Here is a 21,194-nt window from a genome sequence, read left to right as displayed (position 1 = left end):
TGTTATTCCCCGCCTAGCTTGAGCAGGCGCGCTCGGTTGACATCCAGCATTCGAAGCGCGAAATCGATCGCCGCCTCTGAAATCAGCTCCGGCGGCACCCGCCTTAAGATGGCATCAAAGTCCATAGCCCCAAGTCTTACGAGTTGATCCCGCCAATACTCCGCAGCCGCTGGGCGCAGACGGCTGGCAGCTGCGAACGCGTCCAACGTGGTAATCGTCCTACCCGCATCTGGAACGCCGTAGAATGCAGAGCGTGCGCGCGCACAAAAGGTTTCAACCCCTGCGCCACGATCATTGGTCGTCATTCTGAATCGGCGTCTCTCATCCGTTTCGTTGCGCCCCAGGCTCGACGCATGATCGTAGGTCGGCGCCAACGCGACGCGGGGAGGCGATCCGGCGAGGACCATCAATCCCCAGTTTTCGTCGTGGCGATCCTGGTTGCCGATCAAGCAGTCCAATAGCAGATATCCCACCATGACATCAGCCGCAATACGCAGAGGTGGCGGGAAAGCATAACCCGGCGGTGGCTCGATCCGTGAGATCTTACCAACCCGGATAAAGGCGCTGACCGTATGTTGACGTCGCTCGTAGCGCTTTTGAGTCAGGTAATCAGGGTGAGCCTTGGCGAGCAGCTCATTGCCCTGCACGAGACGCCATCGCGGCGGAAGAAACGAGTTGGTGACAACGCCTGGCCGACCCCGCCATGTGGCGAAGTCGTAGTGTGCATGAGGGAGACCGAGCAGGACGCAAAGCTCACACGCGACCTTCTCCGCCCAATCCTCCCCCGTTCCCGGTCGACCTTGCTTGTAGAGCCGACGCTTGTCGTCGAACCAAAATTTGCGCTTTGTGCCGAGTTGCTCGATCGAGTCGCCCGCCTCGTCGGGAACTGTGATGATCGGATAGGTCACGGCTTCCTCTTCATCGAGTGTATTTTGCCTGCGAGTCTGCCCGGCCGACGATGCGATAGCTGCTCGGATGCCTTGGCGGTCCTAATCACAACTCGCCCTTGAATGCCTTATCCAGCACGGCGGGCAGAAGGACGTCCAGCTCGGGTTGGTTGTCGGCATGGACTCGGCGGATGGCGGCAACCTTGGTTTGGAGGGCGCTGAATTCCTGTTGCTCCTTATAAGCCGGGACCGGGACATGGATCGCTTCGAGTTTTTTCATGCTCAGAGTTCGGTTCCTTGCGATGGTCGCCGGAGAGGCTGCAACAATCTTCTCGAAGCCTTCGCCGGTCTGAAAGTAAAACCAGAGAAAATGGGCATCGGCGATCTCGGCCTTGGGAACGCAGGTGATGAAGCGATGGACTCCGATGCGCCCTTCATCCTCCGGTCGAACCACAGCAACAGCACCCTCCCAGGCCATGATATTGCTGAAGACCAGGTCGCCAGGAACCATCCGAAACATAGACTTGTGACTGATGTCGGAGCCGAGCGAAAGACATTTGAAGAAGACACCTCGGTGAAAGGACCGGATCCCGATCTCTTCATATGTTGTATCCAAATCAAGCTCGACGGGCCGGCGCACGATAGGTGCGACTTCGGCGAGGGGACGGTACTCGGCGCCCTGGATGAGGCGGTGAAAGACGCTGTGCAGCAAGGCCTGGGCGTCGTTCTGGATCTCCCGGCGAAGCTGGCCAACCTCTGCGAGGCGAGTAGCCAATGCGTCCAGTCCAGCGACCAAGCGAGCTTGTTCCGGCAGGGACGGCAACGCAACGACTTCAGCCAACAAGCTCCTTGGGTGCAAACGCTCGCGCCTTGCCCCGACACCCGCGGAGTGCTTCGCAAGTTGCTCCCAAGTTCCTGGTCGGCGAAAGTACCAAAGCAGGAACTGCGGCAAAACCCGTTCGGAGGCGATGTCAAAGGCCGGAAATTCGTTTGTCACGAATGCGCCGTCGCCAAACTCCGGGACCAGACCATAGGCGCCCTCGAACGCCTTCAGCCGGCTATAGACAAACTGACCTGCACGCAGGCGATAGAGACTGTCGGCAGCGAACGACCCGCCATCGATCGGCGGCTTCTCGAAAACCCCCCGCCCGAAACCATAGATCCCGATGTTGGGATACAGCTTCCCGGCTTCGACCGGGTGCCGGTCGATCGACGGGGTCAGCAGGTCTCCCAATGCAACCAAAGGCCAGCCGTGCATCAGGCGCCTTCCGGACTCAGCAAGTCGTCGATCTCCGCGATCAGATCCAGGACGCGACGCTCCTTGCGCGCGATGTCGGCGATCAGCTCGCGCGGCTCGCGATGTTCCAACACCTCCAGACTGCTGGGGTTCTTGATATCCAGGTTGACCGACAAGAGGCGACCTTCCGCATCGTATTTGAGGACATCCGCGGCCTGCACGCGCCAGGCGTGAGGTCCCTCTGTCCGATCGCTCTACCAGACCAGGCAGCCCGCCATCTCGGCATCCTCCATCGGCTTGGTCTTGGTGTATTTGCGTCGCCCCTCGGGGAGCGGAATCTGGTAGTACCAGATGTCGTGGGTCGGGCCGGAGCGGTCGAAGAAAATCAGGTTGGATGGAATGTCCGTGTAGGGCGCGAAGACGCCTTCGGGCAGACGCACGATGGTGTGCAGGTTGTAGTGTTTGAGTAGATCCTCTTTCACGCGGGCGCAGATCCCGTCGCCGAACAGGGTACCGTTGGGGACGATGACGCCGGCCCGGCCGCCGCAGTCGTTGCCGTGTCCGGGGCGCTTGAGGCGTCGCATGATGAGCTGAAGGAAGAGCAGCGCCGTTTCGGTGGTCTGGCGGTCTTTGGGGAAGTTGCCGAGGTTGCCCTTCTTCTCCTCGCCGCCGAAGGGGACGTTGGTCAGGATCACGTCCACCCGGTCCTTGTCGGTGATGTCGCGCAAAGGGATGCGCAGGCTGTTGCCAGGGTCGATGCGCGGATGTTCGAGCCCGTGCAGCAGGAGGTTCATCTGGGCCAGCAGATAGGGCAGCGATTTGGCTTCGCCGCCGAGGATGCTGGCGTTCTGCAAGGTCTCCTGATCGGCGACCGAGCGGCATTGCTCGCGCAGATGCTTGAAGACCTCCACCAGAAAGCCGGCCGTTCCGCAGGCGGGATCCAGGACAGTCTCCCCCAAGCGTGGATCCAAGACCTGCACCATGAAGCGCACCGCCGGGCGCGGGGTGTAGAACTCGCCCGAGTCGCCGGCCGCGTCGCGCATCTCGCGCAGCAGGCTCTCGTAGAGCCTGCTGAGGGTGTGCATCTCGTCCGTGGCGGTGAAGTGGATGCTGTTGACCAGATTGATGACACTGCGCAACAGAAAACCATCCGTCATGCGGTTCTGCATGCCGCGAAACACGGTGCCGATCACGTCGCGCCGATCCCCGCCCTCGGCGCTGCGCAATCCGCGCAGGTAATACAGCAGCCCGGAGCCGCGGGTCTCGTTGGGGCGCATGGCCTCGTCGTTGTTGACGAAGGCGATCAGGTCCTCCCCGGTGATCCCGGCCGGGTCGGCGGCCCAATCGCGCCAGCGGTACGGGGGCGCGATGTCCGGGCGAAAGGGCTTGCCTGCAAGCTCCGCGTTGAGCGCGCGCATCTGCTCCATGTCGTCGAGGAACTTGAGGAACATGATCCAGGTGAGCATGGGCAGACGGTCGAGGTCGCCGTTCAGTCCCTTGTCCTTGCGCATGACGTTGCGGGCGGACTTGATGATGGCTGCGAGCTGCTGGGCGGTGGTCTGGGGTGTGGCGGTCTTCTTTGGCGGCATGGTCTGGCTTGGGTCTCGCAGCTGGACAGGGCCTTAGGGGCCTAGCTCCGGTAGAGGAGCGCTTGCAGTTGGGTCACGGCCTGGCGCATGGCCACGGGTCCGCCGAACAGCTCGGCGATCTCCATGGCGTTGCCGTGGGCCGCGATGGGCGGGTTCTTCAGGGCCTGCGGGATCCGGAACTCGTTCGGCCCGTGCGCAGTGTACTGGTCGAGCAGGGTGTCGAGGATACCGCGTGCGGCCGTACTGAAGCGATCGAAGAAGTCGGGCGAATTGCGGCGCAGATGCTCGCCCGCTCGCGGCGGGTGCGCAACGGTCGCTGAAAGGCGAGGTGGCAGAGCAGATCCAAGGGGTCGGCATCCGGGTTGTCGGTGGCCTCGGCCAAGATCTCGAAGCGGATCCCGACCCGCTCGAGCCGCGCCAGCATGTCGTCGCGTGTCACGGGGTCGGCCCAGTCGGCGGTCAGCGCCTCCGGGGTGCGCACGAGTGTGCGGATCTGGTCGGCGGTGTAGTCGGTGTACTGCACGACGCGGAGCTGTTTGCCCTCCTCGTCGAGTTCGTAGACCAGGTGCCCGATGACCTTGAAGCGGCAGTCGTCGAAATAGTATTTGCTCGGGGGTCGTGGCGGCTCGCCGATTTCGCCCTCGTCCGGCTCCGTGTTCTCTCCGGTCACCTGCATGTCCTCGCAGGGCGTGCCGTCGTCCTCCCCTAAATCGGCGTTGGGGTCAGAGTCGGAGTCGGTCGGCTCGGAGGTGGGCGTGCCGACCTCGTTGCCGTGCGCGTCGATCTCGGTCTGGTCGATCTCCTCGGGGTAGCCATCGAAGTCCGGATCGGCAAAGCGCTCCGTGGCCGAGCCGGTGTAGTCGATGATGTTGAACCAGGTCTTGTCGTAGTCCTCTCGCAGACGCGTCCCGCGCCCGATGATCTGCTTGAAAGCGGTGAGCGAGTTGATCACCCGAACCAGGACCACGTTCTTGCAGGTGGGGATATCGACACCGGTGGTCAGCATCTGGGAGGTGGTCACAATGACGGGCGTGGTCTCTTCCGGCTCCTGGAAGCTGCCGAGGAATCCACGACCGATATCGCCCTCGTCGGACGTGATGCGCACGACGTAGTTCGGATGCTTGGCTACCAAGTCCCGGTTGAAGCGCGTCAGCGTCTTGCGCATCTCGGAGGCGTGCTCTTGATCGACGCAGAAGACGATCGTCTTGGCCCAGCGGTCGGTCCGCCGCATGAATCGGGTGAGGTGTTTGGCGATCGCACGGGTGCGCGCCTTCAGCGCGATGATGCGCTCGAAATCCTTGGTCTCGTAGTGCTCGTCCGGGATGGCGCGGCCGTAGCGGTCGACCTCGTCCTTGCCGGGTCGCCAACCGGTCGCATCGACATCGGTGATGACCCGATGGACGCGGTAAGGGGCGAGAAAACCATCTTCGATGCCTTGGCGCAGGCTGTAGGTGTAGATGGGGTTGCCGAAATAGCGGTAGGTGACGCGGTTCTCGGCCCGCAGCGGCGTGGCGGTCATGCCGATCTGATAGGCCGGCTCGAGAACCACTCCAGGATGGTGCGCCAGTTGCTGGCGTCCCCGGCGCTGCCGCGGTGGCACTCATCGATGATGATGAGATCAAAGAAGTCGCGCGGATACTCGCGATAGAGGCCGGGGCGGACCTTGTCCTCGGCGATGGACTGGTAGAGCGCGAAGTACATCTGCCGGCTTTTCTCGGCGATACCGTCCTGGATCTTCCAACGGGCATTGCCGAAGGGGGCGAACTGCTTGTCCTTGGGCTCGTCGACCAGGACGCTGCGGTCGGCTAGGAAGAGCATGCGCGGCTTGCGGGATGCGCCGTCGCGCGTCCAGCGTGCGCTTCAGAGCTTCCAGCAGATCTGAAAGGCGACCAGGGTCTTGCCGGTCCCCGTGGCCATGCAGAGGAGGATGCGCAGCTGGCCCTGAAGCACCGCCGCAAGCGTGCGGTTGATCGCGATGTCCTGGTAATAGCGGGGGATGGACTCGGGCGCGGGGTAGGATGGGGTAGGATGGGGTCAGGAGACGATTGGTCGCCTCGTCGCCGAGGCCGGTGGCTGCCCGGAGTCGCCCGATAAGCGCGTCGGGCGTGGGAAAGGCATCCAGACTGCTCTCGAGGCCGGTCAGAAAGTCGAATTCGAGGATCCAGTGTCCATTCGTGGCATAGGCGAACTTGAGGTCGCGAAGCTCGGCGGAGCCTTTCGACTGCTGGAGTCCGGTACCATCGGGCGCACCCTCGGGCTTGGACTCGACCACCGCGATCGGAAAATCACGGGTGTAGAGCAGAACATAATCGGCGCGCTTGCGATCGCCGCGAACGGCCTTGCCGGCGACGATCTTGATCCGCCCATCCGTGAAGGTCTGCTGCTCGGCGATCAGATGGGGCGGATCCTCCCAGCCGGCTTCGCGCAATCTAGGCGTGACGAATACCCTGCAGGTATCCGCTTCGTTGAGTGACATCCTGATGCTCCAGCGAACGCCTCCGCGCTCCGATGTGGCGACTCTGCTAATCATAGCCCGAGAGTCAGCAATAGCCGAGAATCGAGAGCGGGTCCGCGGTACGCATCAGTAGGGCGCTCGGATCGTTCGGATTCTGGAGATCCTGAAGCAGAAAGAGCGCTTCGCCTGGCGTGAGATCCCCAATACGCTCCCGTGCCGACGGCGGCAGATGCCTCCAGTCGGTGGCGCGCTTCGTGAGGTTCAGCGCGGGCAAGCCACGCGCCTACGGTCAAGTGACTTTGTTCGGGCTCGCCCGGGATGATGTGTCTCGGATACCGCCTTGGATGCCACTGCTATTCGCCGAAGACGTAGCGCAAGTCCATTTCGACACTGTCGAACGGTGGGATACGCACGCGGGCGGGCTCAACGGTGGCGATCACGCGATAGTGCTCACCGTCAAGCTGGTAGGCGATCAGGGCGCGGCTTTCCGGCCAGATCAGCCAGTAGAAAGGGACACGGTGGCGTTGCAGGAGCAGGAATAGGATCAGGGTGTCCTTGCGCTCGTGGCCGGGCGAGACGATTTCGCAGACCCAGTCCGGCGTCAGCTCGACGACACCACGCGGACGCTCAGGGCTGCGCTCCTTGCGCCAGCCGGCAAGGTCATGGATCGGGCATTCGTGCGCTTCGTAGGCGACGCTGATCTCGGTGGCGATCCACCAGCCGCCGGGGCCGTCTTTATGCTGGAAGGGGCTCAGCTCGTCGTGCGTAGCACCTTGGACCATCCCGTGCTCACCGCGCGCCAGCGGTCGGCGAACGATCTCCCCGCCGATCAGTTCCACCCGTTCATCCGGGCATGCGAGCAGGTCGGCGACGCTTGCCAGTTTGCGGGCCTCCATCGGGTATTGGCGGGGCGACCGAAGTCGCCCCTTCATGACGAGCGGATGACCTCAGACGGGTTGCTGGTGTCTGGAGATCACCTTAATCATGAGTCAGGCAGGACGATCTCAAGCGCCGTAATTCGCCGCCACGAACTCCCAGTTGATCTTGTCCCAAATCGCTTCGAGGTACTTCGGACGGGCGTTACGATAATCGACGTAGTAGGCATGCTCCCAGACGTCGACGGTCATCAGCGCGGTCTTGCCCTCGGTCATCGGGGTGCCGGCATTGGAGGTGTTGTGAATCTCGACCGTGCCGTCGGCATTCTTGACAAGCCAGGTCCAGCCCGAACCGAAGTTGGTCGCGGCGGCCTGAGTGAACTGTTTCTTGAACTCGTCGAACGATCCAAACTTCGCATTGATCGCGTCCGCCAGCGCACCCGTTGGGACACCGCCGCCATTCGGGCTCAGACAATTCCAATAAAAGGTATGATTCCAGACTTGCGCGGCGTTGTTGAACAATCCGCCCGAGGATTTCATGATGATCTCTTCGAGACTCATGTTCTCAAACTCGGTTCCTGGGATCAGATTATTGAGGTTGTTGACGTAGGTCTGATGATGCTTGCCATAGTGGTACTCGATGGTCTCGGCCGAGATCACGGGTTCGAGGGCGTTGCGTTCGTAGGGGAGAATCGGAAGTTCGTGAGCCATGTGTTCGTCTCCAGGTTGGTTGTTGTTGGATGATCAAACCTGATGACGTGCAATGTTGGCCCATGTTCCTCTAACTCAAGATGCACCAGGCAACTGGGCGGTCTTGCCACGTCGGCGGTCCGGCCTGCGCCAAGGCCGCCGCGGTGGCGCTCGGCCAGCGTCCAAACCCCTGGCACCGGGCCGGCGCGCATCGGGCCTGGATCGCGGCGTCCGGGGGCATGACCCGCGATCCGCTAGCAGGAGGAGCACACGCATGAACGCCATCGAACTGGGTCTGTTCGCCAGCCGTCTCGAGGCGGTCTGCGAGGAGATGGGAGAGATGCTGCGCCGCGCCGCCTTCTCGACCAACATCCGCGATCGCCTCGACTTCTCCTGCGCGGTCTTCGATCAGGCGGGACAGCTCAGCGCCCAGGCCGCGCACATCCCGGTTCATCTCGGGAGCATGGCCTATGCAATGGCGGACATCGTCGGAACCATCGAATGGGCCGAGGGAGACATGGTCGTGCTCAACGATCCCTATCTCGGCGGCACCCATCTGCCCGATGTGACCCTGATCGCACCGCTCTTCGTCGCGGGACGACTGGTCGCCTTCGTGGCCAATCGCGCCCATCACGCGGACATTGGCGCCGCGGCACCCGGCTCGATGCCAGTCTCGCGCACCCTCGCCGAGGAGGGCCTGATCATTCAGCCCTGTCACTTGATCCGGCGCGGGCAACTCGACGCCGCGCTCCTGCAACGCATCCTGGATGCAACCCGCAACCCCGCTGACGCGCATGGCGATTTTTTCGCCCAGATCAGCGCCAATCGTGCGGGATTGAACCGGCTCGGCGAATTGATCGATCGCCTCGGCATCACGGCCTACGATGAGGCCATCGGGGCGTTGAACGACTATGGTGAACGCCTTGCCCGTGCGGCCTTGGCGGTGATCCCACCGGGGGTCTATCGCTTCGCGGACCAGATGGACGACGATGGCCAAGGCTGCGAAGCGGTCGTGGTTCGCGTTGCTCTCGCGGTCACGCCGGCGTCCATCGAGGTTGACTTCACGGGGACCGCGAACCAGGTCCCGGGGAACATCAATTGTCCGCTCTCGGTCGCCGCGGCGGCGGTCTATTATGCGTTACGCTGCCTCATGCCGGCGCACACTCCAGCCTGCGCCGGCACCTTTCGGATGATCCAGATCCGGGCTCCGGAGGGCTGTCTGATTCATGCCCAGCGCCCAGCCGCGGTCGCGGCCGGTAACGTTGAAACCAGCACGCGCCTCGTCGACGTCCTGCTCGGTGCGCTGGCTCAGGCCATCCCTGATCGCATCCCGGCCGCAAGCCATGGCAGCATGAACAATCTCGCCGTCGGCCTCACCGCTCCCGGGGCGGCTTGGGATTATTACGAAACCATCGGCGGGGGGATGGGTGCGGGCGCCCACGGCGGCGGCTGGTCGGGCGTGCAGACGCACATGACCAACACGCTCAACACACCCATCGAGGTGTTGGAGACCCGATATCCACTGCGTGTGACCCGCTATGCACTCCGGCAAGGCTCTGGTGGTGACGGGGCGCACCCGGGCGGTGAGGGCCTGATCCGCGAATTCCTCTTTCTCGCCCCCGCGCAGGTCACGTTGCTCACCGAGCGACGTCGCTCGCGTCCCTGGGGGCTCGCGGGCGGCAGTCCTGGCGCGTCCGGGCACAATCGTCTCAACGGCGCAGAGCTGCCAGCGAAGATCAGTTTCGAGGTCGCCGCGGGCGATCGCGTGACGATCGCAACACCGGGTGGCGGTGGTTGGGGTCCGGCACCTCCACCCAACGTGCCCACTGACCAAGCGGACCGGGCTCGTCACGACGAACCCCATCCGGGCGATCCCAGTTCAGGAGAATGACGCCATGTGCGGTATTTGTGGTGAATTGAGACTCGACGGCGCACCAGCCGATCTGGATGCCATCCAGACAATGATGCGCGAGCTGGAGCGGCGTGGACCCGATCACGGCGGCAGCTACAGTGATGGATCACTCGCGTTTGGCCATCGTCGTCTCGCGGTGATTGATCTCTCGGTGCGCTCCCATCAGCCCATGGTCGATGCCGAGCTTGGTCTCGCGCTGGTGTTCAATGGTGCCATCTACAACTACCGCGCCCTGCGGCGCGAACTCGAACAGCGGGGATATCGCTTTTTCACGGAAGGTGACACCGAGGTCATCCTCAAGGCCTGGCATACTTGGGGGCCGGATTGCTGCCAGCGTCTGCATGGGATGTTTGCCTTCGCGCTGTGGGACGCCCACCAACAGGTCCTCTTCCTCGCGCGCGATCGCTTCGGCATCAAACCGCTCTACTGGACCGAGCAACCCGGGCGGGTGCGCTTTGCCTCCAGCACCCAAGCCCTCCTCGCCGGTGGTGGTGTGGACACCCGCATCGACCCGGTGAGCTTGCATCATCTGTTCACGCTCCATGCCGTGGTTCCGGCACCGCGCACCATCCTGCAGGGCGTGCGCAAGCTCGCGCCCGGACACTGGCTGCGCATCGACGCACGCGGCACCCGCACCGAAGCGGCCTACTGGCAGCTCGACGCCACGCGTCCTGATCAGCCACGCAGCGAGCCGGAGTGGCTCGAAGCCATCCATGTCGCACTGCGTCACGCGGTGAAGATCCGCAGCGAGGTTGCCGATGTCCCCGTCGGCGTGCTGCTGTCGGGTGGTTTGGACTCGAGCCTCTTGGTCGCCTTGCTCGCCGAGGCGGGCGTCTCGGATCTGCGTACCTTTTCGGTCGGGTTCGAGGACACCCCCGAGGAAGCCGGCAGCGAGTTTCAGTATTCAGACCAGGTGGTCGCACGCTATGGCACCCGCCATTGTCGCTTCCTGGTACCAAATGCACAGGTCCTAGAACGGCTCCCCGAGGCGATCGACGCCATGACCGAACCCATGTTCGGTCAGGATGCGGTTGCCTTCTATCTGCTCGCCGAGCAGGTCTCCCGCGAGGTCAAGGTCGTCCAGTCCGGTCAGGGTGCCGACGAGGTCTTCGGCGGCTATTTCTGGTATCCACGCATCGCGGCGGAGACCACGGGTTCAGCGGTGGATCGTTTCAGCAAGCATTATTTCGATCGCGACCACCAGGAGTATCTCCGGATGATCGGCGCCCAGTATGGCGGCGACGACCACACCTCGGCTCTGGTTGCTGAACGCCTCGCCGCACCCGGTGCCGACGAACTCATCGACGCCGTTCTGCGACTCGACGTCACCACCCTGATCGTCGACGACCCGGTCAAGCGGGTCGACAACATGACAATGGCGTGGGGGCTCGAGGCCCGGGTGCCCTTCCTCGACCACCAACTCGTCGAGTTGGCCGCACGCTGCCCTCCCGAACTCAAGCTGCGCGATGGCGGCAAGTATCCACTCAAGGCGATGGCGCGAGGATTATTGCCCGATGCCGTGATCGACCGTCCCAAGGGCTATTTCCCGATGCCGGCACTGAAATACGTACGCGGCCCCTTCTTCAATTTGATGCGTGATGTGCTCACCTCCCAAGCGAGCCGCGAGCGGGGGTTGTACCAACAGGCCTATCTCGATCAATTGCTGGCCGCGCCCGACCTGCATCACACCCGGATTCAGGGCAATAAGTTGTGGCATCTCGCCTTGCTCGAACTCTGGTTGCAACGCACCGTCGACCCCGCTCCTTGAGACCACCCCATTTGGGATACTCACCTGACGCAAGCGCACGGATGCCTTGAAATGCCGCGTCATGTCCCGAACCTTGCGCAGAACACGAGTCAATTTCCCGCGAGAGGCCTAACGATGGATGTATTGGAGCGAATCGGTGAACAGGTGAAGGGCAACCCGGTCGTCATCTACATGAAAGGAACCCCCCAGTTTCCCCAGTGTGGATTCTCGATGCGGGCCTCGGCCGCGCTGCAGGAGTGCGGCATCCCCTTCGCTTACGTCAATGTCTTGCAAGACCCCGAGATTTTCGAAAACCTGCCCCGCTATGCGGACTGGCCGACCTTCCCCCAGATCTACATTGGTGGCGAGTTAGTCGGCGGCTGCGACATCACGCTCGAGCTTCACGCCAACGGCGAGTTGAAGAAGATGATGGAAACGGCTGCTTCGAGCCAGGAGACGGCGTCTTAGCGGAGCCGAATGCGCGGTTGTAGCGATTTCCCGGACGCGAGTTCGGGAAATCCTCGCGGGCCACTCTACATCAGGGCAACACCCCCGCCCCAAACCGAGCGGACCCTCTCCAGACGGCCTGTTTGAGCATCTTTCCGCGCCCATTCCGATGAACGATCAGGACCTCACAGGCTCGATGCGATCCTGCGGACACCGCGACCTCGCTCCCTACAGACCGCGCACGAGGCACCCGTAGTCCCTCTGCCAAGCCCACCTTCAGCGTCCTTTGTTCAACTCCCAAACTCGAACCGGATCGAGTTCGTTCCAGCGGTTGATGATCGTGCAAAAGAGTCGCGCGGTTTGCTGGGCATCATAGATCGCGGAGTGGGCCTCGCTCGTTTGCCATCCCAGTCCTGCTTCCTGAGAGGCGCGAGCCAACACGGTTTGGCCAAACATGAGCGCGGCGAGCGACACCGTGTCGAACACGCTGAAGGCATGGAAGGGATTGCGCTTGAAGCCGGTGCGCTCCACCGCGGCCTTAAGGAAAGCGAGATCGAAGTGCGCATTGTGCCCCACCAAGACCGCTCGGGTGCAGCCGGTCGACTTCACAGCCTTGCGAATCGGTGCGAGGATGCGGGTCAGCGCATCCCACTCCGAGATGGCCTCGCGGAAGGGATGATCCGGATCGATCTTGTTGAAGGCCAAGGCACTGGGGTCGAGTTCAGACCCCAGGAATGGGATGACATGGCAGGCGATGGGTGCCGCCGGCTCGAGCCGTCCATCAGGCCCCATCCGAATGATAATGGCCGCGATCTCCAGCAGGGCATGGCGCTGCGGATCGAACCCCGCCGTCTCGACATCGATCACAACGGGGAGAAAACCGCGAAAGCGCTGGGCGATGCCTTCTCGCATCTTGGGTTCTTGATTCATCGCGGAAGCATAAGTGTCACACGCCCGAAAACCAATCACCAGGCATCGCGGATGGGGCCGGAGCGCGGGACACGCTGCCGCGCGCAGCCTGGCCTGTCTGGGCCTGGCGTGGTTCTGTCTGGTGGCCATCGCAGAGCCGCTCAGGCCCTCCGGTCTCCTCTACCGGGTTCAACCGCCTGACGGCGCGGTGACCAGTTATCTCTTTGGAACCATCCATAGCGAGGATCCGCGCGTCCTTGACTTGCCCGACCAGGTGCTGCGTACCTTCGCCAGCAGCCCGCGACTCGCCCTTGAGGTCATTCCCGATGCCACCGCCATCATCAAGGCTATGGTCAGCATGGTCTATACGGATGGTCGCCTACTGCGGGAGGTGATCCCGGCCGATCTCTATCGTGAGACCGCCGCGGCACTCGAGGCACTCGGCATGCCCGAAGAGGCCATCAAGGATCTCAAACCCTGGGCGGTTGTCCTCTTACTCAGTGTCCCCCCTTCCGAGACGGGCGAGTTCCTGGATCACCAGCTCTATACCCGAGCAAATGCTGAAGGTAAGTCCGTCTTAGGACTGGAAACCATGGCCGAGCAACTTGCCCTCTTCGAAGACCTCAGCGAGTCAGAACAGATCACGCTGTTGCGCGAAACACTGGCCGCGCGCGAGGAACTTGCCGACACCGTCGAGGCACTGATTCGTGCCTATCTGGACGCTGATCTCGACCGACTCCAGACCCTCGGCGACACGACCCTGAGCGCGAGCGACCCAGCCCTCGCCGTCCGTTTCCAGGAACGCGTGATCGACTCTCGTAACCACCGCATGGTCGAACGCATGCGCCCCTTACTGCACGAAGGTGGCTGGTTCATCGCGCTCGGCGCCCTGCACCTCCCGGGCGATGAGGGCATCGTCGCCTTGTTGCGGCAGCAGGGCTATCGGGTGACACCGGCGGATTGAGCCGCGCCGGACCCGCAACCACCGATCGGCCACCAGCGAAAGCCGAGCCATGGAGCGGCTGTGGTAGCATTCAGCATTCTAATCGAGAGAGATCAGTTCGGTATGAAGGAGCATGCGAGACACGCCTGTCATCGGTGGGCTTGGTTGATGATCCTGGTTCCCCTGCTCCTCATGGGCTGTGGATCATCACCGAGTCGGATTTCCGAACCCCGTGATCCACTCGAACCATTCAATCGCGCCGTCTTCCGCTTCAACAGCGATTTTGACAAGGCCTTTTTACAGCCGATCGCGAAAGGTTACCGTGCCATCACCCCCGCCCCGGTCGAACGCGGGGTGACGAATTTCTTCGCGAACATTAGCGATGTCACCTCGGTCGTCAACAACATCCTACAATTCAAGATGTCGCGCGCCGGCAGTGACGTGGGAAGACTCTTCATCAATTCCACCGTTGGCGTGTTCGGCTTCGTCGATGTCGCGACCAATGTCGGCTTGCCGAGCTACAAAGAGGATTTTGGCCAAACGCTCGGCTACTGGGGCCTCGACTCGGGTGCCTTCATAATGTTGCCTTTCCTCGGGCCGAGCAGCGTGCGTGACGCCTTTGGCGATGTCGGCGATCTCTTCACCGATCCGCTCTTCCACCTGGGGCCGCTCTATGGCTTCGACGAGGAACATGTCTACTGGGGGCTGATTGCCCTGCGCGCTGTCGATCGACGTGCGAACTATCTGACCACGACCCAGATCCTCGAGGACGCCGCGCTCGATCCCTACATCCTGCTGCGTGACGCCTATCTTCAACGGCGCCATTACCGAGTCCACGATGGCAACCCTCCCGATCTCGGGGACGGCGAGGACTTTTGGGATGACATCGATTTCGACGACTAGCCGTTCGGTCCTAGGCCTCGCACCTGGGTACGCGCCCCCGGCGTTGGATCGACAGCGACTGCTTGGACGGCGTTAGCGCAGGGGGTTCGAGCGTCGGGATCAGGTGTTTGTCCCGGTGGTCCGGTCGACTGAGACGAGACGCCAGGCAACCGTTTCGCCTGCACGCAGCGGCACGACGCAGGCGTGGCCGAACGGGTAGGTTTCCGGCACCGTCCAGGATTCACGCCGAAGGTGAAGAGTCCCGCTGTTGCGCGGCAGACCGTAGAAATCCGCCCCCTGTTGGCTTGCGAAGGCATCGAGACGATCGAGTGCGCCAGCCTGCTCGAAGACCTCCGCATACAGCTCGATGGCCGCATGTGCGCTGAATGCGCCGGCGCAGCCGCAGGCACTCTCCTTGGCTGAGCGTGGATGCGGGGCACTGTCGGTGCCGAGAAAAAAACGCGCCTCTCCTCCCGTCGCTGCGGCGACCAGGGCTTGGCGATGGCGTTCTCGTTTGAGCACGGGTAGGCAGTAGAGGTGCGGACGGATTCCGCCCGCCAGCATGTGGTTGCGATTGTAGAGTAGATGATGCGGCGTGATGGTCGCGGCCAGGGTCGCTGGTCCGGCGCGCACGAAGGCGACCGCATCCGCCGTGGTCACATGCTCGAACACGACCTTGAGGCCGGGGAATGTCCGCACGATCGGCTCAAGACGCTGCTCGATGAAGCACTGTTCGCGATCGAAGAGATCAACCGCGGAATCGGTCACCTCGCCATGCACCAGCAGCGGCAGCCCGTCACGCTCCATGGCCTCGAAAACGCCATAGCACCCCAGCAGGTCCGTCACGCCATTCTCGGAGTTCGTGGTCGCTCCAGCCGGATAGAGCTTGCACGCACGGATGACGCCGCTCTCTTTCGCGGTGCGAATCTCGGCCGGGGTGGTCGCGTCCGTGAGATAGAGCGTCATCAGGGGCTCGAAGTCGCTGCCCGCTGGACGCGCCGCGAGGATGCGCTGACGATAGGCGCGCGCCTGCTCCGTCGTGACCACGGGCGGTTGCAGGTTGGGCATGACGATGGCACGGGCGAAACAGCGTGCGCTGTGCGCAACCGCGTCCGTGAGCACCTCACCGTCGCGCAGATGCAGATGCCAGTCGTCGGGACGGGTGATGCGCAGCTCGCCCGCCGGGGTGGTCATGTCGCGGTGCGCGTCTGACATCTTTTGATCTCGTCGTGGGTCACTCACCGATAGCACCCGCGGCGCGGGTGACGGCTCTGCTCAGACCAGTCGATACCGTGCGCCACAGTAGGGGCAGGTCACCTCACCGTTGGGCTCATCCTCGATCGGCAGATAGACCCGCGGATGCATATTCCAGACGGGCGCATCCGGCAAGGGGCACGACAGTGGCAGGTCCTTGCGACTGACCTCGATCAGTTCGGGCTCTGCCCGGGTCTCGACTGCGGTGGACATCAACGGTATCTCCATCGACAGGATTAGGAAACGCTGGATGGGTCAGGCTGGTCAGGGCCGGATTCGCCACCTCGCCCGGCAGGTCAGGCCCGGGAGCTGATGCCGGGTCGCGCGCGCGGCGATTAGACCCAGTTCAACCACTCGGAGTGGCTCTCAAGCCGCCCATGCACCAGATCGAAGTAGAGCGTTTGCAAGCGCTCGGTGATGGGCCCACGCCCGCCGCTGCCGATGACCCGGCCATCGACCTCGCGAATCGGTGTCACCTCGGCGGCCGTGCCCGTGAAAAAGGCCTCGTCGGCGATGTACACCTCGTCGCGGGTGATCCGCTTCTCGATCACCTCGATGCCCAGTTCCTTTGCCAGGGTCATGATGGTTCGCCGAGTGATGCCATCGAGCGCGGACGTCAAATCGGGCGTGTAGAGCACACCCTTGCGCACGAGGAAGATGTTCTCGCCGCTGCCTTCCATGACGTAGCCCGAGGCGTCCAGCATCAAGGCCTCGTCATAGCCGTCGCGCAGCGCCTCTTGCAAGGCCATCATCGAGTTCATGTAGTTGCCGTTAGCCTTGGCGCGGCACATGGTGATGTTCACATGATGGCGGGTATAGGATGAGACGCGAATGCGGATCCCCTTGGTCATGTTCTCCTCGCCCAGGTAGGCTCCCCATTCCCAGGCGGCAATGATGCAATGCACCTGCAGATTGTCGGCACGCAGGCCCATGCCCTCGGGGCCGTAGAAGCACATCGGGCGGATGTAGGCAGAGTCGAGACCATTTTCACGCACGGCCGCGCGCTGTGCCGCGTCGAGCGTCTCGCGATCGTATGGGATCTTCATGCCGAGGATGTGGGCTGAGTCGAAGAGACGGTCGGTATGATCACGCAAGCGAAAGATCGCCGGACCCCGATCCGTCTGGTAGGCCCGCACGCCCTCGAAGACGCCCATGCCATAGTGAAAGGTGTGAGTCAGGACATGCGTCTGGGCCTCACGCCAAGGCACCATCTCGCCGTTGTGCCAGATCAGGCCATCACGATCAGCCATCGTTGCCATGTCGTACTCACTCCGGTTGTGACGGGACGCGCGTCCCGGTTCGAGACCTGAATCAGGATGAAGGTCGCTGCTCAGGGCGGCGGCTCCCCCATCAAATCGTGCCACAGGGCCTGCACCCGTTCGCGCTCCAGCTGGAGCGCACTGTCTGCGACCGTCTTCGGCTGTTCCTGCAGGGCACTGCGATGGTACGCCACGCGCAGCGCCTTGTAGGTCGCGGTGAGTTCCTCGGCGGCCTGCCCGGGAAGCAACGCGAGGCGACCGAGTGTTTCGAGCAGACGGATGTTGTCGGTCCAATCAGCCAGCGCCGGATACGCCGAGGCCCAGCGCAAGACCGCGTATTGAACCATAAACTCAATGTCCGCAATACCGCCTCGCCCCTGCTTGAGGTCGAAGCGGCCCTGGCCGCTCTTATCGAGATTCTCGCGCATCTTACCGCGCATCTCGCGGACCTCGGCGGCCAATTCCACGGGGTCCCGATCGCGACAAATGATCTCGCGGCGCAGCGCGGCAAAGGCCTCGACCATGCGTGGATCTCCGGCCACGGGGCGCGCGCGGATCAGCGCCTGATGCTCCCACGTCCAGGCATCCTCGGCCTGGTACGCGGCAAAGGCCTTGAACGAGCGCACCAGCAAGCCGCGACTGCCGTCCGGGCGCAACCGCATGTCCACGTCATAGAGCACCCCCGCCGGGGTCTGCGTTGTCATCATGTGGATGATGCGCTGTCCGAGACGCGAGTAGAACTGCTCGTTACTGATGCCCTTCTCGCCATCGGTCATGGCGGTTGGACTCTCGGTGCCATGGACGAAGACGAGATCGAGATCAGACCCATAGCCCAATTCGATGCCGCCGAGCTTGCCATAACCCAGGACCAGGAAGCCGGTCTGCTCGCCGAGAATCTCGGTCGGGCGCCCGTGCCGACGTTCCAGATGCGCGAACGCCAGTTCTAGGACTCGGCGCACCGAGACCTCCGCGATCTCGGTGAGATAATCACTGACGATCATGAGGGGAATGACTTCGGTGAGATCGGCCGCCGCGACCCGCAGCATGTTGCCTTGCACGAAGTGGCGCAGACGTTCCATCTGCTGCTCGAGATCATCGGTATCAATGCGCAATAACAGGGCATCGAGCTCGGCCTCGAGATCGGCTCGCCGCAAGGGGGCATAGAGCCGCCGCGAGTCGATCATCTCATCGAGCAACAGCGGTTGTCGGCACACGCGTTCCGTGAACCAGGGGCTCATACTCGCCAAGCGCGCAAGCTGCGAGAGGATTTCCGGCTGCTCGCCCAGCATGGCCAGGTAGGAGGTGCGACGCGCGACCGCTTCGAGAACCTTCAAGACCCGCCCGAGCACCAGATCAGGCTGTTCACTTGCCGCCACCACCGCCAGGACCTGTGGCATCAGTCGGTCGAGACGTTCATGACCTCGCCGGCTCAGCCCCTTGCGCTCGATCGACTGGCGAAACCGGAGCAATTGCTCCTGCACCGCCGCGGGCTGCGCGAATCCAGCACGCTCCAGCGCCACCAACTCCTCGCTGGCCTCGACCGCCGCGTCGCCGTCACCACCCAGGTTGCTGTGCCAGAGGGACACCAGTTCCTGACTCTCCGCGACCGTCTCGGTGTCCGGCTCGGCGAAGACGGCATCGAATTGGCTCTGGACATGCCCGCGATGTGACTGCAGGACGACCTCGAAGGATGGCCAATCCGCAAACCCCATCGACCGCGCGAGCCGTCGGCGACCGGGTTCGTCATCAGGCAGTAGGTGGGTTTGTTTGTCGCGATAGGCCTGCAGGCGATTCTCCACCAGACGCAGAAAACAATAGGCGTCATCCAGACCACGCACGGCGGCGACCGGCATCAGCTGTTTACGCCCCAGCAGCGCGAGCACCGAGCGAATGGGACGGATCTGCAGATCCGGTTCGTGACCGCCACGGATCAACTGAAAGGCTTGACCGATGAATTCAATCTCGCGGATACCGCCGGGACCAAGCTTGATATTGGCGTCCATACCCCGCCGATAGAGCTCTTTCGCGATCATCCGCTTGAGATCGCGCAAGGATTCGATCGCACCGAAATCGAGATAGCGGCGATACACGAATGGTCGCAGCAACGCCATGATGTGCGCCGCGTCGCGCGGATCAGCGGCGATCACGCGCGCCTTGATCATGGCGTAGCGCTCCCATTCCCGCGCCTGGGTTTGGTAATAATCCTCCAAGGCGTTGAAGCTCATCGCCAGCGGACCGGATTCACCGAACGGCCGCAGTCGCGTATCGACACGAAAGACGAAGCCGTCAACCGTCTGAGCACCGAGCGCCTGGGACAACCGCTGACCCAGTTTTAGAAAGAACTGCTCATTGCTCAGCGGGCGTGGACCACCGTCGGTTTCGCCCTTGCTCGCGTAGGCATAGATGAGATCAATGTCCGAACTCAGGTTCAGCTCGCGCGCGCCGAGTTTCCCCATGCCCAGCACAACCATGCGCAAGGCCCGACCCGTCTCGTCGCGCGGGGTGCCAAACTCAGCGCAGGTCCAGGCGTGCAGGCGTTCGAGTGCGCGCTGGATGCACAGATCCGCAAGCGTGGTGAGATGCTCGAGGGTCGCCACCAAGTCGGCGCGACCGGCGACATCTCGCCAAATGATGCGGATCATCTCGCGCCGGCGAAACTGCCGCAGGGCCTGTTGCAGTCCCGCCTCGTCGCTGACCTCCCGCAACGCGCTGTCGAGGGCATGGGTGAGCGCGACCGCATCATGGGGGCGTTCGAGTGCTCCGCTCGCGATCAGATCGGCAAACACCTCCGGGTGGCGCGCCACGGTAACGGCAACGAAGTCGCTCGCCTCCCAGACGCGCGCGCGTGCCTCGGTGAAGGCGGCATCATTGGGCCGCGCGAGGCCCTGCTCCTCAGCCCAATCGCACCAGGTCAGCCAATGGGCCTCGGCGGTTGGGTCGAGATTCTCGAACGCACCCATGAACGGCGAGTTCAAGCCGACTCGATCCGATAGCGTGCTCCTAGGCTGTAGTCTTGCGCGGGCGGGATCTCGATGACCTCGGAGGCGGTGTTGACGGTCTCGACACAGACGAAGTGTCGATAATCGGCATCATCGAGGTCCGGCATCGCGCGCGCGGTCTCCACCCAGGGGTTCCAGACCACCGCGGTGCGACTCTGTTTCGTCTCGATGCCAATCCGCCGCTTCAGCACGGGATCCTCAATCGACAATTCGGCGGGCACGGCTTCATAAATTCGGTTGACCTCGCGATCGAACCGGACAGGCCCGGTTTGTTCGATCACGGCATCCGCGCCATCCGCGGCCTTGTCGAGATAGCGGCAACCCGAGAGGCCGTGGACCGCGACCTCGCCTGCGTCCCCAACCTTGAAGTAGGCGTGCAGACCTTGCGTCAATCGCAGCGGTCGATCCCCCGCATTGCGGGTGATGAGGTCGATCGCGAGTGTCGTGCCGACCCTGATTTCGATCAGCAGGTTGAAGTAGTACGGCCAGAGCGCGCGCGTGTGTTCATCATCCGCGATACCGAGTTGGACGAAGGTCGAGCCGTCTGGCTCCTGCGCGGTCGCCAGGATCGTCCACGGCCAGATCCGCGCGAAGCCGTGTGCCGGACGTCCTTGACCTTGCGGATCGGGACCGAACCAGGGCCAGCACACGGGAACGCCACCCTTGATCGCCTGGCCAGCCTCGAAGTAGGCCCGCTCGCTGACAAAGAACAGATCCTCGGCGGCGTGGGCGGGTCGAAACGACAGGACCTGTCCGCCATGAGGCGAGATCAGCGCAGTCGCCAACCCGTTGGTGATTTCGATCATGGTCAAGCCGCCGCGTCCCGTCACGACTCGCAGTACGTTCTCGATGCCAAACTGGGCATTCAACGCCTCGATATCCATGCCAGCTCCTTCGCCCCGGTCAACGCGGGCCGTTGCGTCAGTGAATGAGATGTGGGGTCAGACGATCCCGTGATCATCGAACCGACCACTCCAGCGGATGGTCTGCATTCCAGACCCAGTTACGGTGCCAAACACGTGCGGCAAAGCAGCGCCGACGCAGTACGAACCCGCTGCACTGTACATCGGTCAGCGCTGCGCCAGACGCAGGCCATTTTTGCCTACTCA

At 62.9% G+C, this 21,194-nt stretch carries 21 protein-coding genes and 1 pseudogene; 6 read left to right on the top strand and 16 right to left on the bottom strand.

What is annotated here, in order from left to right:
* Window positions 1-2: 2 nt before the first annotated feature.
* The 7 genes and pseudogenes from CKO25_RS03635 to CKO25_RS21005 form a co-directional block, all read right to left on the bottom strand.
* The gene (locus CKO25_RS03635) at window positions 3-647 is read right to left on the bottom strand and encodes a hypothetical protein (RefSeq protein ID WP_200386660.1); all 645 of its coding nucleotides are present in this window, start codon (window positions 645-647) and stop codon (window positions 3-5) included.
* 346 nt (window positions 648-993) lie between these two features.
* Entirely contained in the window at window positions 994-2,145 is a 1,152-nt protein-coding gene (locus tag CKO25_RS03630; RefSeq protein WP_200386557.1) for a restriction endonuclease subunit S domain-containing protein, read from the bottom strand.
* Window positions 2,145-2,345: a hypothetical protein gene (locus CKO25_RS21015; RefSeq protein WP_242467372.1), complete on the bottom strand. Its 201-nt coding sequence runs from the start codon at window positions 2,343-2,345 to the stop codon at window positions 2,145-2,147. Before CKO25_RS21015 ends, CKO25_RS03630 begins: the two co-directional genes overlap by 1 nt.
* 33 nt (window positions 2,346-2,378) lie before the next feature.
* A complete protein-coding gene (locus tag CKO25_RS03625) occupies window positions 2,379-3,713 on the bottom strand; it encodes a class I SAM-dependent DNA methyltransferase (protein WP_242467371.1) in 1,335 nt (444 codons plus the stop codon).
* Window positions 3,714-3,754: 41 nt separating this feature from the next.
* Entirely contained in the window at window positions 3,755-3,928 is a 174-nt protein-coding gene (locus tag CKO25_RS21570) for a type I restriction-modification enzyme R subunit C-terminal domain-containing protein (protein WP_276569005.1), read from the bottom strand.
* On the bottom strand, window positions 3,871-5,232 hold the full coding sequence (locus tag CKO25_RS21010) for a type I restriction-modification enzyme R subunit C-terminal domain-containing protein (protein WP_276569000.1): 1,362 nt from the start codon (window positions 5,230-5,232) through the stop codon (window positions 3,871-3,873). Before CKO25_RS21010 ends, CKO25_RS21570 begins: the two co-directional genes overlap by 58 nt.
* Window positions 5,229-5,663: pseudogene (locus CKO25_RS21005) on the bottom strand (DEAD/DEAH box helicase family protein). Before CKO25_RS21005 ends, CKO25_RS21010 begins: the two are co-directional and overlap by 4 nt.
* A gap of 214 nt (window positions 5,664-5,877) precedes the next feature.
* Between CKO25_RS21005 and CKO25_RS21000 the strand changes: the two are divergent.
* Window positions 5,878-6,186 (top strand): hypothetical protein, encoded by a 309-nt coding sequence (locus CKO25_RS21000; protein WP_242467370.1) that lies wholly within the window; start codon window positions 5,878-5,880, stop codon window positions 6,184-6,186.
* Window positions 6,187-6,253: 67 nt separating this feature from the next.
* On the opposite strand, the gene CKO25_RS03615 is transcribed toward CKO25_RS21000, so the two are convergent.
* The 3 genes from CKO25_RS03615 to CKO25_RS03605 all read right to left on the bottom strand — a co-directional run bounded on the left by CKO25_RS03615 (window position 6,254) and on the right by CKO25_RS03605 (window position 7,754).
* Complete coding sequence (locus CKO25_RS03615) at window positions 6,254-6,442, bottom strand: hypothetical protein (protein WP_200386556.1); 189 nt, start codon at window positions 6,440-6,442, stop codon at window positions 6,254-6,256.
* Between the two features lie 79 nt (window positions 6,443-6,521).
* Complete coding sequence (locus tag CKO25_RS03610) at window positions 6,522-7,064, bottom strand: Uma2 family endonuclease (RefSeq protein WP_200386555.1); 543 nt, start codon at window positions 7,062-7,064, stop codon at window positions 6,522-6,524.
* Between the two features lie 108 nt (window positions 7,065-7,172).
* Complete coding sequence (locus CKO25_RS03605; protein ID WP_200386554.1) at window positions 7,173-7,754, bottom strand: superoxide dismutase; 582 nt, start codon at window positions 7,752-7,754, stop codon at window positions 7,173-7,175.
* 253 nt (window positions 7,755-8,007) lie between these two features.
* Here CKO25_RS03605 and CKO25_RS03600 point away from each other — a divergent pair, with 253 nt between their 5' ends.
* The 3 genes from CKO25_RS03600 to grxD all read left to right on the top strand — a co-directional run bounded on the left by CKO25_RS03600 (window position 8,008) and on the right by grxD (window position 11,860).
* Complete coding sequence (locus tag CKO25_RS03600) at window positions 8,008-9,624, top strand: hydantoinase B/oxoprolinase family protein (RefSeq protein ID WP_200386553.1); 1,617 nt, start codon at window positions 8,008-8,010, stop codon at window positions 9,622-9,624.
* 4 nt (window positions 9,625-9,628) lie between these two features.
* Entirely contained in the window at window positions 9,629-11,413 is a 1,785-nt protein-coding gene (locus CKO25_RS03595) for an N-acetylglutaminylglutamine amidotransferase (RefSeq protein WP_200386552.1), read from the top strand.
* A 114-nt stretch (window positions 11,414-11,527) separates the two neighbouring features.
* Window positions 11,528-11,860 carry a Grx4 family monothiol glutaredoxin gene (grxD, locus tag CKO25_RS03590; RefSeq protein WP_200386551.1) on the top strand — a complete coding sequence of 111 codons (333 nt, stop codon included), beginning with the start codon at window positions 11,528-11,530 and terminating at the stop codon, window positions 11,858-11,860.
* A gap of 255 nt (window positions 11,861-12,115) precedes the next feature.
* Here the strand turns inward: grxD and rnt are convergent, their stop codons facing one another.
* Window positions 12,116-12,769, bottom strand: coding sequence for a ribonuclease T (rnt, locus tag CKO25_RS03585; RefSeq protein WP_200386550.1), 654 nt, complete (start codon window positions 12,767-12,769; stop codon window positions 12,116-12,118).
* A gap of 121 nt (window positions 12,770-12,890) precedes the next feature.
* Here rnt and CKO25_RS03580 point away from each other — a divergent pair, with 121 nt between their 5' ends.
* Window positions 12,891-13,712 (top strand): TraB/GumN family protein, encoded by an 822-nt coding sequence (locus CKO25_RS03580; RefSeq protein WP_338115059.1) that lies wholly within the window; start codon window positions 12,891-12,893, stop codon window positions 13,710-13,712.
* Window positions 13,713-13,859: 147 nt separating this feature from the next.
* Window positions 13,860-14,594, top strand: coding sequence for an MlaA family lipoprotein (locus CKO25_RS03575; RefSeq protein WP_242467369.1), 735 nt, complete (start codon window positions 13,860-13,862; stop codon window positions 14,592-14,594).
* 99 nt (window positions 14,595-14,693) lie between these two features.
* Here the strand turns inward: CKO25_RS03575 and pyrC are convergent, their stop codons facing one another.
* The 5 genes from pyrC to CKO25_RS03550 form a co-directional block, all read right to left on the bottom strand.
* Window positions 14,694-15,788: a dihydroorotase gene (pyrC, locus tag CKO25_RS03570; RefSeq protein WP_242467368.1), complete on the bottom strand. Its 1,095-nt coding sequence runs from the start codon at window positions 15,786-15,788 to the stop codon at window positions 14,694-14,696.
* 60 nt (window positions 15,789-15,848) lie between these two features.
* Window positions 15,849-16,040: a zinc-finger domain-containing protein gene (locus CKO25_RS03565; RefSeq protein ID WP_200386548.1), complete on the bottom strand. Its 192-nt coding sequence runs from the start codon at window positions 16,038-16,040 to the stop codon at window positions 15,849-15,851.
* 122 nt (window positions 16,041-16,162) lie between these two features.
* Complete coding sequence (locus tag CKO25_RS03560; RefSeq protein ID WP_200386547.1) at window positions 16,163-17,086, bottom strand: branched-chain amino acid transaminase; 924 nt, start codon at window positions 17,084-17,086, stop codon at window positions 16,163-16,165.
* Window positions 17,087-17,157: 71 nt separating this feature from the next.
* Window positions 17,158-20,046: a bifunctional [glutamate--ammonia ligase]-adenylyl-L-tyrosine phosphorylase/[glutamate--ammonia-ligase] adenylyltransferase gene (gene glnE / locus CKO25_RS03555; protein WP_200386644.1), complete on the bottom strand. Its 2,889-nt coding sequence runs from the start codon at window positions 20,044-20,046 to the stop codon at window positions 17,158-17,160.
* 11 nt (window positions 20,047-20,057) lie between these two features.
* Entirely contained in the window at window positions 20,058-20,969 is a 912-nt protein-coding gene (locus tag CKO25_RS03550) for a D-hexose-6-phosphate mutarotase (protein ID WP_200386546.1), read from the bottom strand.
* Window positions 20,970-21,194: the final 225 nt, after the last annotated feature.

Origin of the sequence: Thiocapsa imhoffii (assembly GCF_016583985.1) — a bacterium.
GTDB lineage: Bacteria > Pseudomonadota > Gammaproteobacteria > Chromatiales > Chromatiaceae > Thiocapsa > Thiocapsa imhoffii.
This window is presented reverse-complemented; position numbering and strand designations above follow the sequence as displayed.

Coding starts and splice junctions, on each gene's coding strand:
- CKO25_RS03630 (WP_200386557.1), bottom strand. CDS start 2,145: ATGCACGGCTGGCCTTTGGTTGCATTGGGAGACCTGCTGACCCCGTCG.
- CKO25_RS03625 (WP_242467371.1), bottom strand. CDS start 3,713: ATGCCGCCAAAGAAGACCGCCACACCCCAGACCACCGCCCAGCAGCTC.
- CKO25_RS21010 (WP_276569000.1), bottom strand. CDS start 5,232: ATGACCGCCACGCCGCTGCGGGCCGAGAACCGCGTCACCTACCGCTAT.
- CKO25_RS03610 (WP_200386555.1), bottom strand. CDS start 7,064: ATGGAGGCCCGCAAACTGGCAAGCGTCGCCGACCTGCTCGCATGCCCG.
- CKO25_RS03605 (WP_200386554.1), bottom strand. CDS start 7,754: ATGGCTCACGAACTTCCGATTCTCCCCTACGAACGCAACGCCCTCGAA.
- CKO25_RS03600 (WP_200386553.1), top strand. CDS start 8,008: ATGAACGCCATCGAACTGGGTCTGTTCGCCAGCCGTCTCGAGGCGGTC.
- CKO25_RS03595 (WP_200386552.1), top strand. CDS start 9,629: ATGTGCGGTATTTGTGGTGAATTGAGACTCGACGGCGCACCAGCCGAT.
- grxD (WP_200386551.1), top strand. CDS start 11,528: ATGGATGTATTGGAGCGAATCGGTGAACAGGTGAAGGGCAACCCGGTC.
- rnt (WP_200386550.1), bottom strand. CDS start 12,769: ATGAATCAAGAACCCAAGATGCGAGAAGGCATCGCCCAGCGCTTTCGC.
- CKO25_RS03575 (WP_242467369.1), top strand. CDS start 13,860: ATGATCCTGGTTCCCCTGCTCCTCATGGGCTGTGGATCATCACCGAGT.
- pyrC (WP_242467368.1), bottom strand. CDS start 15,788: ATGTCAGACGCGCACCGCGACATGACCACCCCGGCGGGCGAGCTGCGC.
- CKO25_RS03565 (WP_200386548.1), bottom strand. CDS start 16,040: ATGTCCACCGCAGTCGAGACCCGGGCAGAGCCCGAACTGATCGAGGTC.
- CKO25_RS03560 (WP_200386547.1), bottom strand. CDS start 17,086: ATGGCAACGATGGCTGATCGTGATGGCCTGATCTGGCACAACGGCGAG.
- glnE (WP_200386644.1), bottom strand. CDS start 20,046: ATGGGTGCGTTCGAGAATCTCGACCCAACCGCCGAGGCCCATTGGCTG.
- CKO25_RS03550 (WP_200386546.1), bottom strand. CDS start 20,969: ATGGATATCGAGGCGTTGAATGCCCAGTTTGGCATCGAGAACGTACTG.